This is a genomic window from Sphingopyxis sp. 113P3, from assembly GCF_001278035.1.
In the GTDB taxonomy this organism is placed as follows: Bacteria; Pseudomonadota; Alphaproteobacteria; order Sphingomonadales; family Sphingomonadaceae; genus Sphingopyxis.
In genome coordinates this window covers 3,121,633-3,138,415 of sequence record NZ_CP009452.1, presented here as the reverse complement: position 1 = coordinate 3,138,415, position 16,783 = coordinate 3,121,633, and the positions used below count along the sequence as shown (strand labels likewise).

Annotated in this window: 20 protein-coding genes; 8 read left to right on the top strand and 12 right to left on the bottom strand. The window is 63.5% G+C overall.

Going from position 1 to position 16,783, the window contains the following annotated elements; all coding sequences use genetic code 11:
* Genes LH20_RS15245 through ectA form a run of 6 tightly spaced genes read right to left on the bottom strand, consistent with a single transcriptional unit; the run spans nucleotide 1 to nucleotide 5,918 of the window.
* Nucleotides 1-1,236, bottom strand: a complete 1,236-nt coding sequence (locus LH20_RS15245) for an MFS transporter (RefSeq protein ID WP_053554964.1) — start codon at nucleotides 1,234-1,236, stop codon at nucleotides 1-3.
* Between the two features lie 21 nt (nucleotides 1,237-1,257).
* Nucleotides 1,258-2,697, bottom strand: a complete 1,440-nt coding sequence (locus LH20_RS15240; protein ID WP_053554963.1) for an aspartate kinase — start codon at nucleotides 2,695-2,697, stop codon at nucleotides 1,258-1,260.
* On the bottom strand, nucleotides 2,694-3,614 hold the full coding sequence (thpD, locus tag LH20_RS15235) for an ectoine hydroxylase (protein WP_053554962.1): 921 nt from the start codon (nucleotides 3,612-3,614) through the stop codon (nucleotides 2,694-2,696). Before thpD ends, LH20_RS15240 begins: the two co-directional genes overlap by 4 nt.
* A gap of 27 nt (nucleotides 3,615-3,641) precedes the next feature.
* Entirely contained in the window at nucleotides 3,642-4,043 is a 402-nt protein-coding gene (locus LH20_RS15230) for an ectoine synthase (RefSeq protein WP_053554961.1), read from the bottom strand.
* Nucleotides 4,044-4,058: 15 nt separating this feature from the next.
* The gene (gene ectB, locus LH20_RS15225; RefSeq protein WP_053554960.1) at nucleotides 4,059-5,363 is read right to left on the bottom strand and encodes a diaminobutyrate--2-oxoglutarate transaminase; all 1,305 of its coding nucleotides are present in this window, start codon (nucleotides 5,361-5,363) and stop codon (nucleotides 4,059-4,061) included.
* Between the two features lie 3 nt (nucleotides 5,364-5,366).
* The gene (gene ectA / locus LH20_RS15220; RefSeq protein WP_268796080.1) at nucleotides 5,367-5,918 is read right to left on the bottom strand and encodes a diaminobutyrate acetyltransferase; all 552 of its coding nucleotides are present in this window, start codon (nucleotides 5,916-5,918) and stop codon (nucleotides 5,367-5,369) included.
* Nucleotides 5,919-6,138: 220 nt separating this feature from the next.
* Here ectA and LH20_RS15215 point away from each other — a divergent pair, with 220 nt between their 5' ends.
* The 5 genes from LH20_RS15215 to LH20_RS15200 all read left to right on the top strand — a co-directional run bounded on the left by LH20_RS15215 (nucleotide 6,139) and on the right by LH20_RS15200 (nucleotide 9,059).
* Nucleotides 6,139-6,618, top strand: a complete 480-nt coding sequence (locus LH20_RS15215; protein WP_053554958.1) for a MarR family winged helix-turn-helix transcriptional regulator — start codon at nucleotides 6,139-6,141, stop codon at nucleotides 6,616-6,618.
* Nucleotides 6,619-7,185: 567 nt separating this feature from the next.
* Nucleotides 7,186-7,488: a hypothetical protein gene (locus tag LH20_RS15210; protein ID WP_053554957.1), complete on the top strand. Its 303-nt coding sequence runs from the start codon at nucleotides 7,186-7,188 to the stop codon at nucleotides 7,486-7,488.
* Complete coding sequence (locus LH20_RS15205; RefSeq protein WP_144423591.1) at nucleotides 7,473-7,778, top strand: hypothetical protein; 306 nt, start codon at nucleotides 7,473-7,475, stop codon at nucleotides 7,776-7,778. The genes LH20_RS15210 and LH20_RS15205 overlap by 16 nt, the downstream gene beginning before the upstream one ends.
* A gap of 117 nt (nucleotides 7,779-7,895) precedes the next feature.
* Nucleotides 7,896-8,243: a hypothetical protein gene (locus LH20_RS24015; protein ID WP_235526995.1), complete on the top strand. Its 348-nt coding sequence runs from the start codon at nucleotides 7,896-7,898 to the stop codon at nucleotides 8,241-8,243.
* Nucleotides 8,244-8,540: 297 nt separating this feature from the next.
* Complete coding sequence (locus LH20_RS15200) at nucleotides 8,541-9,059, top strand: GNAT family N-acetyltransferase (RefSeq protein WP_053554955.1); 519 nt, start codon at nucleotides 8,541-8,543, stop codon at nucleotides 9,057-9,059.
* Nucleotides 9,060-9,063: 4 nt separating this feature from the next.
* Here LH20_RS15200 and LH20_RS15195 read toward each other — a convergent pair whose 3' ends face one another.
* The 4 genes from LH20_RS15195 to LH20_RS15180 form a co-directional block, all read right to left on the bottom strand.
* Nucleotides 9,064-9,813, bottom strand: a complete 750-nt coding sequence (locus LH20_RS15195; RefSeq protein ID WP_053554954.1) for an esterase/lipase family protein — start codon at nucleotides 9,811-9,813, stop codon at nucleotides 9,064-9,066.
* A gap of 109 nt (nucleotides 9,814-9,922) precedes the next feature.
* Entirely contained in the window at nucleotides 9,923-11,104 is a 1,182-nt protein-coding gene (locus LH20_RS15190; protein ID WP_053554953.1) for a PQQ-dependent sugar dehydrogenase, read from the bottom strand.
* A gap of 143 nt (nucleotides 11,105-11,247) precedes the next feature.
* Nucleotides 11,248-11,889 carry a sigma-70 family RNA polymerase sigma factor gene (locus tag LH20_RS15185; protein WP_053554952.1) on the bottom strand — a complete coding sequence of 214 codons (642 nt, stop codon included), beginning with the start codon at nucleotides 11,887-11,889 and terminating at the stop codon, nucleotides 11,248-11,250.
* Nucleotides 11,886-12,113: a NepR family anti-sigma factor gene (locus tag LH20_RS15180; protein WP_144423590.1), complete on the bottom strand. Its 228-nt coding sequence runs from the start codon at nucleotides 12,111-12,113 to the stop codon at nucleotides 11,886-11,888. The genes LH20_RS15185 and LH20_RS15180 overlap by 4 nt, the downstream gene beginning before the upstream one ends.
* Before the next feature lie 252 nt (nucleotides 12,114-12,365).
* On the opposite strand from LH20_RS15180, the gene LH20_RS15175 reads away from it, so the two are divergent.
* The gene (locus LH20_RS15175; protein WP_442800438.1) at nucleotides 12,366-12,983 is read left to right on the top strand and encodes a sigma-70 family RNA polymerase sigma factor; all 618 of its coding nucleotides are present in this window, start codon (nucleotides 12,366-12,368) and stop codon (nucleotides 12,981-12,983) included.
* A 12-nt stretch (nucleotides 12,984-12,995) separates the two neighbouring features.
* Here LH20_RS15175 and LH20_RS15170 read toward each other — a convergent pair whose 3' ends face one another.
* Nucleotides 12,996-13,637, bottom strand: coding sequence for a TetR/AcrR family transcriptional regulator (locus tag LH20_RS15170; RefSeq protein WP_053554949.1), 642 nt, complete (start codon nucleotides 13,635-13,637; stop codon nucleotides 12,996-12,998).
* 93 nt (nucleotides 13,638-13,730) lie between these two features.
* Here LH20_RS15170 and LH20_RS15165 point away from each other — a divergent pair, with 93 nt between their 5' ends.
* Nucleotides 13,731-14,216, top strand: coding sequence for a DinB family protein (locus tag LH20_RS15165; RefSeq protein WP_053554948.1), 486 nt, complete (start codon nucleotides 13,731-13,733; stop codon nucleotides 14,214-14,216).
* Nucleotides 14,217-14,230: 14 nt separating this feature from the next.
* Here LH20_RS15165 and LH20_RS15160 read toward each other — a convergent pair whose 3' ends face one another.
* On the bottom strand, nucleotides 14,231-15,022 hold the full coding sequence (locus LH20_RS15160) for a response regulator (protein ID WP_053554947.1): 792 nt from the start codon (nucleotides 15,020-15,022) through the stop codon (nucleotides 14,231-14,233).
* 207 nt (nucleotides 15,023-15,229) lie between these two features.
* Here LH20_RS15160 and LH20_RS15155 point away from each other — a divergent pair, with 207 nt between their 5' ends.
* Nucleotides 15,230-16,768, top strand: a complete 1,539-nt coding sequence (locus LH20_RS15155; protein WP_053556305.1) for a GAF domain-containing protein — start codon at nucleotides 15,230-15,232, stop codon at nucleotides 16,766-16,768.
* Nucleotides 16,769-16,783: the final 15 nt, after the last annotated feature.

The window sequence follows — 16,783 nt, the reverse complement described above, 5'->3', positions numbered from 1 at the left end:
TCACCTGTTGGTATCGTGGGGGGCTGCAGCCGGATCGAGGAGCGCGGCAGTCGGCGTGGTGCGCGGCAGGATCTGGAAGTCCTGCTGCGCCTCTCCTGGTACCGCCTCGCTCGCCACGAGGCGCCAGAGGCCGAAGCCGAGGAGGACGCCCGCGGCGAGGGCGATGAAGACAAAAAGGCCGCCCGCACCCGCGGCGGTCATGGCCGCCGCCGCGCCGATCGGGCCGAGCGCTGCGCCGACGGAATAGATGAGGACAAGCTGCGCGCTCGCAGTCACGCGCTCGGAGGGAAGCAGCCGATCGTTGGCGTGCGCCACGCTGAGCGGATAAAGTGCGAAGCTGAGGCCGCCGAAGGCGAAGCCGAGCGCGAGCAGCAACGCGCCATCCGGCTGCCATGCGAGCGCGATGCTGACCGCGAGGGTCAGTGCGAAGCCGCCGACGATTACCAGCCTGCGGTCATAGTGATCGGACAGGCGCCCGAGTGGCCATTGCAGCGCAACGCCGCCAATGATCACCGTTGTCATGAAGGTCGCGGTGTCGCCGAGGCCGAGGCCGATCCGGCGCGCGTAGATGGCGGCGAGACCGTAGAAGGCGCCGAGCAGCAGTCCCGTGGTGCCGGCGCCTGCGACGCCGAGAGGTGAGGCTTCAAACAGGCGCTTCAGCGGCAGCGAGGCGGCATCCTCGAGCGGCGGCGCGGCGGCCCGCGTCAGGCAGACGGGGATGATCGCGAGCGAAATCAGGATCGATGCAATTTCGAAGGGTATCTGCGGCGCGCTCGTTCCCGACCGCAAGATGAGTTGGCCAAGTGCCTGTCCCGAATAGAGCGCGACCATGTACCAGGCGAGCACCGTCCCGCGCGCCGCTGCGTCAGCGCGGTCGTTGAGCCAGCTTTCGACGCAGATGAAGACACCGGCGACGCACAGCCCGTCGACAAGGCGCAGCGCGGCCCACAGCGCAGGATGCTGAAACAGGGCATAGGTGAGCGTGCTCGCCGACAGGAGTGCGACGAACGCGGCAAAGGCCCGGATATGACCGACGCGGCGAACCACCTCGCCCGCCCGCAGAGCGCCCGCAACGAGTCCGGCAAAATAGGATGCAGCGACGAGACCGATGATCATCGTACCGCTGCCGGCCCGTTCGAGCCGCAGGCCAATCAAGGTCGAAAGAAAGCCGGCACCAGCCATCATCACGAAAATCGCGACGAGGAGGCTTCGTACAGGCAATATCACTGCCAGCATCGGACGCGTCCGGCCACCGCGTCATGCGGCGCGCCGGCCCTCCGTCCTTGCAACTTGGTCCTCGACGAGGGCCTTGTGGAGCGCGCGCACCGCTGCCTCGAAATCGCGACATTCGACAATGAACTGGACGTCGACGTTGCGGATCTGATGCTGGAGCGCGATGATGCCGATGCCGGCCCTCTCCAGCGCGCCGAGTGCATCGGGGACGAGCCCGGGGCGCGATATGTCGCTGCCGATCGCCGCGACCATCGCGACTGGCTGCGCCGAGATGGAAGCCTCGGGATAGTCTTTCTGCAGGTCGGCGATCACGCCTTTCAGCGCCTCGGCGCTTGCCGACAGATAATGGGTGATCGTGTTCGCATTCGACGATTTGCTGACGATCCATATGCGGTGGCGCGTCAGGGCGTCGAGGATCGCGGCATCATAGCCTTTCACCCCGACCATATCCTGCTCAAAAAATGTCAGCGCCTGCATCTGGCGGACACCTGTGACAATTTCGACCCTTGGTACGTCGGAGACATAGTCGCCGGTGACCAATGTGCCGCCGTCTTCACGGTCGAAGCTGTTGCGGACACGCAGCGGAATCCCGCTCTGCCTCAATCCGCGCCCTGCGCCGGGGTGGATTGCCTCCATGCCGAGGTTCGCAAGCTGGTCTGCGACATCATAGTTGGTGCGCCCGATCTTGCACGCCTTGTCCTCGCCCACCAGCTTGGGGTCGGCGCTCGACAGATGAAACTCCTTGTGGATGATCGCCTCGCGCGCGCCGGTGACAACCGCGAGGCGCGAGAAGGTCATTTCGGTATAGCCGCGCGCATAACGACGAACCATCCCGCCCTCGCATCCTGCATAGCCGGTGACGATCGGCATAGTCGTTGCAAGGTCGATCGAAGCGAAGGCGTCCTTGAGCCGTTCGTCAAGGCTTCCAAGATGGTCCTGGTCCCACAATGTCAGATCGACGAAGCACGCGTTCACGTCGCGGTCGCGCAGCAGCATCGCGGTGCTGTGCCCGCTATGGGCTTCGCCGATTCCGGCGAGAAGTTCGCGAACCGTCATCAGCTGTTCCTTGACGCAAAAGCGGCCGTGGGCCCGCAGCCGTGCCAGGTCGTCGAGACAGGCAGCAACCGCGTCGATGCGCTGGTCCACGAAAGCGTCGGCCTCGGCCCGGCTTTCGGGCCGCGCAAACATCGCCGCGTTACGCGCGCGCATTGCGCCGCGGACATTCTCCATCGCCCCGCGCCAGCTCCCGGCATCATCGTCGGCGACAAAGCGGCCGTATACGCCCGGCGCGCCGCTTTTCTTGTTCTCGAGCAACAGGTCGGTCATCCCCGCATAGGCCGAGACGACGAAGATGCGGTTATAAAGGTCGGCCCCCGACCGGCCGCCGATCAACACATTGTCGAACAATGTCGCCGTCGCGGCCATCGAGGTGCCGCCAATCTTCTCGACGCTGTGCCCCTTCATGCCGCCACGGCCTCGACGAGCGAGCCCCTTTCGATCGTCAACGGCCGGGGATCGCTGCGATTCGCAAGGAACCACGGACGCGGCTTGTCTACCCCGAACGGCGGCCCCAGCCGGTTGCAGAGGGCGTTATAGACGAGGAAGGCGTTGGCACGCGGGAAGGGGGTGATATTGCCATTCGATCCGTGCATCAGATTGCAGTCGAACACTATCACCGTCCCCGGCTTGCCGGTCGGCGCCACGATCCCGTGCTTGTGCGCGAGCTCGGCAAGGCTTTCTTCATCAGGGACGCCATATTCCTGGCGTTTGAGCGAGCTGAGATAATGATTGTCCGGGGTTTCGCCGACGCAGCTTAAGAACGTGCGGTGCGACCCCGGTATCAGCATCAGCGGCCCGTTGTGCGGGGTATTGTCCGCGAGCAGGACCGACATCGACAGCGCGCGCATCCGCGGCATGCCGTCCTCGACATGCCATGTCTCGAAATCGCTGTGCCAGTAGAATTCCTTGCCTCGAAAGCCAGGCTTATAGTTGAGGCGCGACTGGTGGATGTAAACCTCGTCGCCAAGCAGAAAACGCGCGACATCGGCAAGCCGTGCGTCGGCAGCGAGGCGCGCCATCACGGGGCTTTGCGCATGGATCTCGAAGATCGAGCGTATCTCTTTGGCCTGGGGTTCGGTCACGATCGTCTCGCGGTCGAGCGCGTTCGGATCCGCGAGCAGAGCGCCTGCAGCCTTTTGCAGGAAGGCCACCTCCTCTTCCGAGAAGATATGCTGGAGCAGGATATAGCCGTCGCGGTCGAACTGCTCGGCCTGCGCGGCGCTGATCGGTGCGTCCTCCGTCCATTGGTTATGAACGACAGGGTCGAGCCGCGGCCGCATCTCCGCCTCGGCGCTGCGGCGTGAGGGATAGAGGTCCTGCATCGGACGCCTCCTTTTTCATTCTTGGGATCAATCGGCAGCGACGCGGTCGGCGTCAGCGGGATAGGCCCCGCTTTCGTCATGCACCTCCTTGCCGGTCACGGGCGGGTTGAAGGCGCAGGCGGTCAATATATCCGTCTCGGGCCGCACGATGTGCCGGTCATGGTCATTGAGCGCATATAGAACGCCGGGCTCCAGCCGGTGGACTTCGCCAGTGGCCAGATCTTCGACCGTGCCGGTGCCCTTGAGAATGAAGACGGCCTCAAGATGGTTCTGATAGTGCATCTTGAGCTCGCTCCCCGCGAACATTGTGGTGATGTGGAAGGAGAAGCCCATTCCATCATCCTTGAGCAGCATCCGGGCGCTCGCCCAGCCATTGGAGCGGACGTTGCGGTCAGACTTGCGGATGTCGTTGAGGTGGCGGACGATCATGCGGTTTCTCCTGCGTTATTCGGCGGCGACGGCATAATTGTTGTCCGTCGCCTCGCGTATCTTGGCTTCGAGTATGTCGAGGCCGATGCCGAGGACGGCATCGTCGATGACAAGCGGCGCGAGCACCTTGACAACTTCGTCACGCGCACCGCTGGTCTCGATGATGAGACCGGCATCGAAACAGGCGGCGGTCACGCTCGCGGCGAGTTCACCCGAGCCGAGATTGATCCCGCGCATCATGCCGCGGCCGCGCACTTCGAAGCCATGTTCGGCGGCGATGCGAAGGAGGCGCGATTCGAGAAGCTGGCTGCGCCGCTCAATGTCGCGGTGAAATGCATCCGTGCTCCAGAAATGGCGTAGCGCCGCGGTTGCTGTCACGAAGGCGTGGTTGTTCCCCCGAAACGTTCCGTTGTGCTCACCTGGCGACCATTGGTCGAGTTCGGGGCGCAGCAGGGTCAGCGCAAAGGGCAGCCCCATGCCCGACAGCGACTTGGCGAGCGTCACGATGTCGGGGGTGAAACCCATGGCCTCGAAGCTGAAGAAGCCGCCCGTGCGGCCGCAGCCGGCCTGGATGTCATCGACGATCAGCAGCGCGCCGTGCGACTTCGCGATATCGGCAATCCGGCGGAGCCATTCGGGTGATGCGGCGTTGAGGCCGCCTTCACCCTGCACCGTCTCGACAAGGAAGGCAGCGGGAGCGTCGAGTCCGCTCGAGGGATCGGCGAGCCTTTGCTCCAGAAGGTCGGCGGTGTCGACGTCGGGGCCATAGTAGCCGTCATAGGGCTCGTGCGCGACATGGCTGAGCGGCACGCCCGCGCCCCCGCGCTTGGCAGCGTTGCCGGTGCAGGCGAGCGCGCCGAGCGTCATGCCGTGGAAGCCATTGGTGAAGGCAATCACCAACTCGCGGCCCGTAATCTTGCGCGCGAGCTTGATCGCGGCCTCGACCGCATTGGTGCCCGTGGGCCCAGTGAACATCGCCCGATAATCGAGCCCGCGCGGCTTCAGAATCAGCTCCTCGAAAGCCGAGAGAAAGTCTTGCTTGGCGCTGGTGTGAAGGTCGAGCCCGTGTGCGATACCGTCCGCGGAAATATAGTCGAGCAAGGCCTGCTTCAAAATCGGATGATTGTGACCATAGTTGAGCGTTGAGCAGCCCGACAGAAAGTCGAGATACCGGCCGCCCTGATCGTCATGCATCCACACGCCTTCGGCGCGGCCGAACTGGCGCGGCATCGAGCGGGCATAGCTTCTGACTGCGGATTCGCGGCGATCATAGATGGCCGTGTCCGGAATCGTGCCGGACGGTTCAGGTGACATGGTCATGGTTCAACCCCGTTTTTCGTGAATGGTCTGGCGATCAATAGGTCCGATGCGGGCCAGGAACTCGGTAGCGTGGGCGCCGGCGAAGTGGGTTTCGCGCTCGAAAAACGCCTTCCGCTCAAGGGGGGCTCGCCAATCTCTGGCTAGCCCGCGAAACAGACGCCATGACGCCTCATTGTCATCGGTTATCGTGGTGATCAGATGGGTCGCATCCCGCTGCTCCGGCCTTGCAAGCAGGGCGGAGATCATGCGGCGGGCAAGCTGCTTCCCGCGCCCCTCTGCCGAGACGGCGACCTGCCAGACAAAAAAGGTGTCAGGCTCCGAAGGAGGGCGATAGCCTGAGACCCAGCCGACGATGCGGCCCGCCTTTTCGGCGACAATGCAATTGTCGGCGAAATGCGCGCATTGCAGAAGGTTGCAATAGCGGCTGTTGCGATCAAGCGGCGGGCAGGCCGCAATCAACGCGGTTATGGCTGGTCCGTCTGCGGCCCTCGGCTTGCGTAGCAGGATTTCGTCCGCGACGGCTGGCGCTTCATCCCGATCTTTCCCTGGAGGCAATGACTCTGCGTCTTTTTGCCGAACAAATATCTTTCATCTCCTGAAATGATTTTCCGATGACCCAAAGGCGGTCTGATCATGATTCGAAGGAAATATAAGGGGTTCATGGCTGATCTCAACCCCAAGGCGGGCATTTAATCTTTCGAGAGGTGAAAAAGAATGGTGTGCCCTTGGTCCGTAAGCGCTTTGCGGGGGCGGGCGAGGCCGCTAACAAATGCCCATGGATTCGGAGATAGCGAGCGCGACATTGAAGGCCCTGCGGCGCGTCCTGCGCGCGGCTGAAGGCGGCACGCGGCGCCTTGCCTCTGCGACGGGGCTCACGCCCTCGCAATTGCTGGTCCTGCGCGAGATTGATGGTGGGGAAGAGGTTACCCCGGGTGTGGTCGCGCAGCGCCTGCAATTCAGCCACGCGACGATTACCGCAATCGTGGACCGGCTTGTAGCCTTGCGCCTCGTGACGCGCGCGCGCAGCGATAGGGATAAGCGGCGGATGCTGCTCGAGGCGACGCCCGAGGGCAGGCGCCGCCTCGCGGAGGCCCCCGATATGTTGCAGGAAATATTCAGCGCCCGCTTCTCGGCGCTGCCTGCGTGGGAGCAAGCGATGGTCCTCGCTGGCACAGAGCGGCTGGCGGACATATTGGGCGCAGCCGACATGGACGCGGCGCCCTTGATCGATGCGGGCCCAATCGATCGGGCCTGAGTTCGATCTTCTGCGCCTCGGAGCAAGCCGACCGTCCTGTTGATGATCGCAGGACCGCGGGGATGACCTGCAGCGACTTCATGTCCTGGGCGGGCGCGCTCTCCTCATTCCCAAAGCACACCGTCGCTCCCAGTGCCGGTAGAAAATAGAATATCTGACAAAAATATAATTGAAGATCTTCCGTTTGGGTGTGGCCACCGCAGTGATCTTTAATGAAAAGTAACAAAATTAGGACTATCTCCGGAAATTTTAGAATATTTCTTTCCGTTAAAATTAAATGGTCTTGTCACTCTGCCGTCAATGGTCGCGCATATCTTGAATATTTCTGTGACACCGTTATCTACGGAGCCGTCATGAGTGTCAAAGATCCTTTCTGCACCAGCGGACGCCTGCTGATTGGCGTCTAGCCGGACGCGGGCCCGCCAGGCTGCGTCCGGTGCATGGCATCTCGTGATGGGCCGGCGGCAGGATGTCCGCGCCCCTTTCTCCTGATGCGAGGCAAATTCTCCCACCCGGACGGACGCTGCGCCGTCCGGTCCTCTTTGCTGGACAATGGAGCTACTCACAATGGCGACCCGATCTCATCCCGCTGTCCGCCGCGCGTGCCGGAAGACGCAGGAAGCCGAACGCCTGCTCGCCCGCTATCCGCGGCTTGACTCGTTCGAACTCGCCCGGCTTGTCGCAATCTTTCCCGACCTGCCGTTGATCGACAAGGCCGTGATGACGGCCGACGACGCGCTGTCGGACAAGCTTGCCGCCTTCTACCGCGACCACGGCGACGAGCTCAGCGTATCGAGCAGACTTCTGTCGCTCTTGCTCATCCTCCCCGTCGCGGCAGCTGGAGCGGCGCTCTGGTGGCTGATCGGCTGATCGCCGGGCGGATCGACCCCCTGTCGTTCTGCTTACCTATCACTGTGAAAGAAACTGCCATGTCTATTCATTTTGTATCCTTCGAGCGCGACCGCGCGTTGGAGGACAGTCCTGTCGAGCCGTTGCATGCCCAAATCCCGAGGCCTGGCTCGGCCGCGGCGCCCCGCTTCGAAGCTTTCGACGCGGATCGCATCGGAAGGGCTGGCGAAGATATCTCATCGCTTCTGCTGCTCATCCCGGTCGCCCTGCTCGCCCTCGTGTCATTCGGAGCCATGCTGACCCCGCTCTGATTCCTGGTCGCTGAACGGCCCAAGCGCCCCCGCCGCCTGCCTTAAAGGTCCCGCCGGTGGGGGCGCAGATGACCGTCGATCATGGCGTATGGACTTGAAATATGCCTCGCCGGTCGCATGCGCGGCGGGGCATTGTCTTCAAAGCTGTCATCGGCATGGAGCGATGGCGGGGGATGGGGCGGCGGCGTCGCCGACATCTTGCGGGCAAGCGCCGCGTTCGACCACGACCAAAATATGGTGGCGGGGTATCCTTTCGGAGCACGCGCGCTGCGTCGTGCCGGCACGTCAGAGGGAATGAAGACAGTGCCTTGCCCGCCAAGGCCAATATGGCATTTCCCAAAATTTAATCAAGTCTTGAAAAAGGAAAGATCTTTCCTCAGAACTGGTTTTTCTGTTCTTCGAGACTGTGAAACAGTAACGCAATTCGTTATGATCTTGCGGATATTTTCTCTCTTGGCATTTTGAGGAAGGAAAGGGGGGCTGAGCTGGTGTAGCGACCGCGCGCGGCTCGCTCCTCACCGACCGGCAGAAATTGTCCTGCCTTGCGGCTGTGGCCGGCGTTGATCGCCGCCGTCAAAGCTGTTAGAGACCGCTGCGATGACCAACGACCGATCCCTTCGTTTCAAGGCGTATTGGCGCTCCTTTACCTAGGAGCGGCATGGCATCATCCTGTGACCATCGCCGCCGTGTTCGGACAGGCGATTGGTCAGCATCAAGCAATCCTCCTCCGTCACGGCGCGCGTTTTGAGAAGAAGACGCGACATGACCGATACCTTGCTTGCCCTGTCGACCGAGCGGTGCCGCATCGCGCCGCTTACCGCCGATGATGCCCGCGCACTTGCGGCAATCACCGACGAGACGGTGACGTCGCAGATCGATTTCCTGCACGAGCCTTTCACCGAAAGCGATGCGCGCGCGCTGATTGCGGGGTCGGGCCGCGGCGATGTCTTTCACGCTGTCCGCAGCGTCGGTGGGACCGCGCTCGACGGCGTGATCGGCGTCCATCGCCGTACCGGGGGTCACTTTGAGATCGGATATTGGTTCGCGGCGCGCTCGCGGGGACACGGCCTTGCGACCGAGGCAGTGCGTGCGGTGATCGACGCGCTCGCGGCCTCGCGGCCCGGTTGCTCGATCGTGGCCGAATGCCACCCCGACAATGCGCGCTCGCGGGCGCTGCTGCGCCGCGTGGGCTTCGTGTCGACGGGCCTCGCGGGGCGGCGGCCTGGGCGGATGTTGCTTGCATGGCGTGCGGCGCCGCTCGACCGTATTGACGTGTGCTGAGCGGTCAGGCGCGCGCGCTGGCCTCTTCGGTGAGGGCCGTGACGATCGCCGCCACCGAGGCGGGAGCATAAGCGAAGCCCATATGGCTGCAGTCGACTTCCACCTGCCGGTCGCTTTCGCTCGGCAGGCCGCGCGCACTCCCCGGGGCGACGATGCCGTCGCGCGGCGACCATAGAGCGAATGTTGGAATGGCGGGGCGCGGTGCTGGGTGGAAATCAACCGGCGGACACTCGACAGGATGCCGGGCAACAGCATGATAGAGGCGCCATGCGCGGTTGGCGCGGCGGCTCCCTGAAAAGGGCGACCCGAGCGTCACGACGCGCGCGACCTTGTCGGGATGATGTTTGGCATATTCGCGCGCGTAAATGCCGCCCAGACTCCAGCCGACAAGCGCGGGCGCGCGTCCCGTCCGGGCGATGATCCACTCGACGCGGCCGTCGATGCGCTCGAGGAGGTCGGCCGTTGCGCCGCGGTTAAAACCAAGGCCCCACGCGTAGCAGCGAAAACCCGCACGGCGGAGGTCGGCGCGCAGCGTCCTGGTGGCCCAGTCGCCCGACAGAAAGCCCGGCAGCACCATCACGGGCGGATGAGGGCTATCAGGATTGGGGATTCGGCCAAGGCGCCCGACGCGGCCACAGAGCGCGCGCAGCAGCCCGCCTGCTTCGCCCCAGAGAAGCGCGAGGGGCGGGGGGGCGTCGGTGCCTGGCAGAGAGGCGGATTTCCGGGTGCCGAGGGAGCAGAAGGTGCGGGTCATGGACGCTCCGTTCGTCTTTCCCGCCAACGCGGGCGTTTTCCATCCCTGCCGGGTACCAAGGTGGGGAAAGCGAGGGCCCTATCAAGTCCCCTGGACGAGAGCGCAAGCGCTAGCTCTTGGGAACCAGCTTGAGTAGCTTTCCGTCCTTTCCGTCGGTAAGCAGCCAAACCGATCCGTCTTCATTTACCTCGACCTCGCGGATGCGAGCGCCGAAGTCCCAGCGGTCGGATTTATGGAGCTTGTCGCCATCGATGGCCATGCGGATCAGTCCCTCCCCTGAGAGCGCCCCCATCAGCAGACTGTTTTTCCAACCCGGATAGAGGTCGCCGCCGTACCAGGCGAGCCCGCCTGGCGAGACTGAGGGATTCCACCAGAGTTTCGGAGCGCTGAACTCGGGACGGGTCGGATGATCGGGGATGTCCCGTCCGTCATAATGGTCTCCGTTCGATACGATCGGATAGCCGTAATTGGCGCCGCGCTCGACCAGATTGACCTCGTCGCCGCCCTTCGGGCCCATTTCCTGCTGCCAAAGCTGTCCCGCTCCGTCGAAGGCGATGCCGAGGAGATTGCGGTGACCGAGCGACCAGATTTGCGCCGTCACGCCGCCGTTCGCCTTCGCGGCGTCGGCGAAGGGATTGTCGGCGGGAACGCTGCCGTCTGGCTTCAGCCGAACAATCTTGCCGAGATTTTTGTCCATATCCTGGGCGGGGTCGAATTTTTGCCGCTCTCCCGACGTAATGAAGAGATATTGGCCATCGGGCGAAAAGGCGAGGCGATGCGAAAAATGGCCGCGGCCAGGAACCTTGGGGTCCTGCTTCCAGATGATTTCGAGCCCTTCGATGCGCGGCGTATCCCCGTCCACGAACTTTGCCTTGCCGACCACGGCGCCAAGGCTGTCGCTCGCACCCGCCTCTACCCAGCTTAGATAAATCGTGCCGATTGCGGCAAAATCGGGCCCAAGAATTACATCGCCAAAGCCGCCCTGGCCGCCATAGGCGACCTGGGGCACACCCGCGACCTCGCGCGCCGCGCCGCCTGCTTGCCAGAGTTTGAGCTTGCCTGCCCGCTCCGTCACAAGCGCCCGGGTCCCGCCGGGAAGGAAAGTCATGGCCCAGGGCTCGGCAAAGCGCGCAACCTCCTGCACCGTGAACGGCGCGGCCGCGAGCGGCGCCGCGGGCTGGGCGCCCGATGTGTCGAGCGACGTATCGGCGGCGGCACTGGGCTGGCTGCCGCCCGAACAGGCCGCGATCACGAAGGCGGCCGAAAAGGCGAGGGGTCTGAAACTCTTCATGGGAAGGCTCGCTTGACTATTGGAGGAGGCAAGTTTGCCGCGGGCGCGGCACAATGTCGAGCCTTGCCTGCTGAAGTGAGGGGCGGGACGGAACGCGAATTTCATCCGCTCCGCACTGGCGTGCCCCAGGAGGCGGGTCGCTTTCAGCGCCGCGCGTCGCGGCGCGCCGCGATCGCCTCGACGCTGTCCATGATGGCGTCGATGGCCTCGCTGGCAGGCGGCGCTTCGGCGCGCTTTTGCGAGAACTGGCCGCGCGCCATAATCTCTTCGAGTGCAGCGCGGGCGCGCGAAACACGGCTTTTCATCGTCCCGAGCGCGCAGCCGCAGATGGCCGCCGCTTCCTCGTACGACATGCCGCCTGCGCCAACGAGGATCAGTGCCTCGCGCTGGTCCTGCGGCAACTCCATCAGTCCCCGCTGGAGGTCTGCCATTTCCCCTGAATCTTCCTGTGCCGCGGGGGTGGATAGGGTGCGTTCGACGGCGCCTTCGTCATATTCGCCGCGAAACTTGTTACGGCGCATTTGCGACAGGAAGGTGTTGCGCAGGATGACGAAGGTCCACGCCTTGATCGAGGTTCCGCGTTCGAAGCGGTCGCGCGACGCCCACGCCTTGACCATTGTGTCCTGCGTCAAGTCGTCGGCGAGATCGGGATTGCCGGACAGACTTCGTCCATAGGCGCGCAGATGCGGGATCACATCGGCAAGAAGCGCCTTGAACTCGGTGTCCGACAGCGGGCTGTCATCGGGCGCGTCTTGGGAATGCTGCACAGCATTGGGACGGGTCATTCGGGACGTTTCTGGTCGAGCCGGGACAAAAGATCGAGCATGCGGTCGGGCAGCTCCTCCGCGACAATCGTTCCATAAATCATGCGCAGTTTTGCGCTCACCGGCTCGGGCGATTGCCGTCCGGTCAGCACGCGATGCCATTCGTCACCGCCCGTGCCGGGGAAGGGACTGCGGGACCAGCGCGAGCCATCTTCCATCGCCGGCGGAGCGCCGTGACCGTTCATCCTCTTTTCGCCGTGGGTTGCCATGAGCGAGCAACGACAGAAGCGCCCTTGGAGTTCCCCCAGCCCCGAATTTTCGTGGCAAAGCGTTGCAGCGAGGCCACAGTTGGCTGCCTGCGCGCCGCGGCAGCTCGGTGGACGCGCTACGGGACAAAGTCATTGTTGGGCTTTGCAACGCCTGCAGCACCGGCTAAGCCATCCCCAGATGACAAGTTTCTTTACAGCGCCGCTGATGCATCCTGCGGGATGCCGGCCATGACGAGCGACGCCCCTTCCCAACCCCTGGACGACGCCAGCTTCAAGCGCGAACTTGCTGCGATGCTGCCGCATTTGCGCGCCTTCGGTCGCAGCCTGACGGGCAATGCTGATCTCGCCGACGATCTGGTGCAGGAAACGATGCTGAAGGCGTGGAAGGCGCGCGCACAATATATCCCGGGGCCGGCAAGCATGAAAAGCTGGGCCTTCGTGATTTTGCGCAACTGCTTTTTGTCGCAGATGCGGCGCAAGAAGTTCACGGCGGAATATGATGAACTCGCGGCCGAGAAGATGCTGGTGGCGCCCGACGATCAGGGCGACAGCCTGCATCTCGCTGACGTCCAGCGCGCCTTGCTCATGCTTCCGGTCGACCAGCGCGAAGCGCTGGTCCTGATCGGTGCGGGCGGACTGAGTTACGAAGAAGGCGCCGCGATCTGCGGCTGCGCGATCGGAACGATGAAAAGCCGCGTTTCACGCGCTCGCGCCGCGCTTCAGGACATTTTGGAGGGCGGCGAGATGCCGCTGCGGAGCAAGGACGAACTGCCCGCGAGCGATGCTTTTGCGGCAATCATGGACAAGGTGGACGATCTGACGGCGAACGGCCCGGCAGGAGAATAGCACCGCGGAATGTCACGACCCGTCGCGAACGCCAAGATAGGCTGCAATCATTCGCGATGTCTCAGCGACGAGCCGTTGGTGCGCCTCCCCGGCCAGGATCTCGGGGCGGTGGATCACCGCGCTATGCGTGAGGGCCTCGATCGAGGTGACGCAGATGAAGGCGGCGAGATCGAGGTCGGTCACGGCCAGCGCGGCGCGGTGGTCCTCCAGATAGTCACGGAAAAGCTCCAGAGCCTCGCGATGGAAGAGTTCGACTCCTTCGAGCTCGCCCGTCCGCGGCGTCTGTTCGGCGAGAACGCGGTGCAACGCTGGGTGGACCCCGTGCGCCTCGATTGCGGCGGCGACCAGGCAGCCGATCCCGACTCCGATCGGTTCGCGCGCAGCCTCTGACATCGCTTGGCGAACGACCTGCATCAGATCGTGGTTGTGGCGCTCGATGACCGCGGCCACGAGCGCCTCCTTGCCTGGGAAATATTGATAGAGCGAGCCGATACTGACGCCGGCTTCCTCGGCGATGCGATTCGTGCTGGCCCGGTCAAAGCCCTCGCGCACCAGAATGCGAGCGGTCGCCTCGACCAGCGCCCCCACCGTGGCGCGCGAGCGTGCCTGAGCAGCCTTCTTTCTTGCACGCGTCGTACGCTTTTGAACCAGCATGTGCGTGCCTTTCGCCAATGCGAGTAGCTATTGTGAGCAATTGCTCATATTCTGGCAATCCCAAAGAGGCAACGAGTGAATAAGGAGCGTCAGATGGTCAGCTTGCCCTATAAGCAACTTATCGATGTAAAACGCTGGGCCGACCGGGACCTGTTTGCGGCGATCGAGCAGGGCTGTGACGCCCTCGGCGAGCAGGACATGAATATTCTTCTTCGTCTTCTCGATCATATCCACGTGGTTGACCGCATCTTCCAGCACCATCTGGAAGGCAAGCCGCACGCCTATCGCGCTCCGCAATCCGAAACGCCCCCTCGCTTGGGCGCGCTGAAGCACGGGATCAGCGAGGTGGACGACTGGTACGCAGCCTATGTCGAGCCGCTCCCACCCGAGACTTTCGACGAAGCGGTCGATTTTACCTTCACCAGCGGCAGGCCTGCGCGGATGAGCCGCGGGCAGATCATTCTCCATGTCTGCCTCCACGGTACCTATCACCGCGGCAACGCCGGCGCGCTCCTGCAGCTCAAGGGCCTCAGGCCGGGGCGCGACAGCGTCGCCGACTATTTGCAGGCGGCCGCCTGATCGCGCGCCTCAGGTCAGGCCGCCAGCTCAGGAGTGAAGAGCAGGCTCTGGCTAATGGCGGCGCGGACCGTATTTTCGCGAAAGGGCTTGGAAATAAGGAAGGTGGGCTCAACGCGATTGCCGCTGAGCAGTCGTTCGGGAAAGGCGGTAATGAAGATCGCCGGTACGGGCGCGCGAGCCAATATGTCCTGCACAGCGTCGATGCCCGAGGATCCGTCGGCGAGTTGGACGTCGGCGAGGATGAGGCCGGCATCGGTGTCCTCGAACGCTGCTACAGCGTCGTCGTGCGTTGTCGCGACGCCGGCCACCTCATGACCGAGGTCGCGGACGATCTGCTCGAGTTCCATCGCAATCAGGGGCTCGTCCTCGATGATGAGCACGGACGTTCTGCTCTCGCGATCCAGGTCGTCGACCGCCTCCACCAGCAGGGCCTCGACGGTCTCGGTATCGGTGCCGGTGATCATGGCTGCTTCTTCGGTCGAGAAACCCTCGAGCGCGGTCAGCAGCAGAATCTGGCGGGCCAGTGGCGTGATCCGGGCAAGGCGCCGATTGGCTGCGCGAATCAGCGGATCCTCGTCATCCGAGCCTTCACCATCGGACAGGAACACCGTTTCCCAGATGCGGTGAAATGCGCGGTAAAGAGCAGTGCGCGCGTCGGGGATGGGTTCGAATTCTTCAGGCGCAGCGACAATCACCTCCAGCAGCGTGTGGACGAAATTGTCGCCGTGCTGCTGACTGCCCGTCAACGCGCGCGCGTAGCGGCGCAGGAACGGCAGATGACCGCGAATTTCCTCTCCCAGTGTCATGCAAGAACCTCCCTTTGGTCCCATCGATACGCCGCCTGGCGGCAGGGAGTTCCGTGACCTGTTCAAAAAAGCCCGCCCTGGCCCTGCAACTTGTCGTCGGCGGATGCGTAGACACTCCCGGGACGGTGATGCGGTCCTCCGGGAATGTTCGGCAGGCCGCCGATCAATCCTCAAAAGGACGACGATGCTTTTGTAGGGACCGATTTCATGGCACAGCGGCCCCGGGAACAGAGCGGCGCCAAGGCGCACGCAGGAGGCGAGGGGCATCCATTGGCGAAAGGTGGGGAAGAGGGGGCTTCACGGGATGAACGCTGGCGGCTGCAGACCCTTCGCGAATATCGCATCATGGGGAGCAGGCCCGAGGTGGCCTTTGACCGAGTTTCCAAGTTGGTCGCTGACCTCTTCGACGCGCCGATCGCTCTCATTTCCTTCGTTGACGATCAACGGCAATGGTTCAAATCGGCGCAAGGTCTTGACCTTACCGAATTGCCGCGCGACGTCGGTTTTTGCCACCATGTCATAAAGGGCGGCGGGCCGCTCCTTGTCACCGACCCGTCGCATGACCCGCGTTTTCGGGACAATCCGCTCGTCACAGGCGAGGCTGCAATCCGATTCTATGCCGGGGTGCCGCTGAGCGCGCATAATGGCGCCGTGCTCGGCGCCCTCAGCGTCATGGACCGCAAGACCCGGGATCCGCTTGGCCCGCGCGAGGTCGAGCGGCTTGAGGATTTCGCAGCCATCATCATGGCGGAGGCGGAATTGCGGCGCACGGCGGTCGAGCGCGATGAAGCGCGCCACATCCTTGAACGCGCGCTCGATTATTCGAGCATAGCGATCTGGCAGCTCCATGTGAACGACGGCGCGGTGCGTTGGCGCGGCGCGGTTGGCGAGTTATGGGGCGCGGATTATGAGGTTGCTCTTGCATCGCTCGACGGAGTTTTCGAGCGCATCCACCCTGACGACCGGTCGCTGGTTCGCGCGGCACTTGACCAAGCCATCGACAATGGCACCCTCTATGCCAGCGAATTTCGCGTTTTGCACCCCGAGCGCGGCGTGCGCTGGCTCGCGGGCCGCGCCGACTGGGACGTGCGGCGCGACGAGGCGATCCTGACGGGCATTAACGTCGACATCACCGAACAGAAAAGCCGGCAGGAGAATGCCAATCTTTTGATGCGCGAGCTCCATCACAGGATGCGAAACCTTTTCGCCACCGTGGGCGCGATCATCTCGCTGACCCGGCATTCGGCCCGTGACGTCGATGACTATGTCGAGCGGATCAGCAGCCGGCTCGATGCGCTCAACCGCGCGCAGAATGTCCTGCTCGGCGCCAATTTCATGACCGGGTCGATGCATGCCTTGATGCGCGAGGTCGAGGCGGCCTTCCCCGGGGTGCGCTGGTCGGGCCCGGACTTGCTGCTTCCCGAAAATTCGCTGGTCGCAATGGCACTGCTCCTCAACGAGCTTGCGACCAATGCGGCCAAGCATGGCGCGCTGTCGGGCGAACGTGGCAAGGTTGAGGTGCGTTGGGCAAATGACCCAGGCGACGGGGGTGAGCGGCAGTTCCGGATGACGTGGAAAGAAAGCGGCGCCCCGGGCGAAGTTTCCGCGCCCGACCGCACGGGCTTTGGCACGTTGCTCATCGAACGCAGCGTGCGAAACAATCTGGGCGGAACGATCGAGCGGCGCTGGGACCCCGGCGGACTCATCGTCGAAATCTCGCTCCCCGCCCGCTGGCGCGAGGCATAGACCGCTTAACCCAGA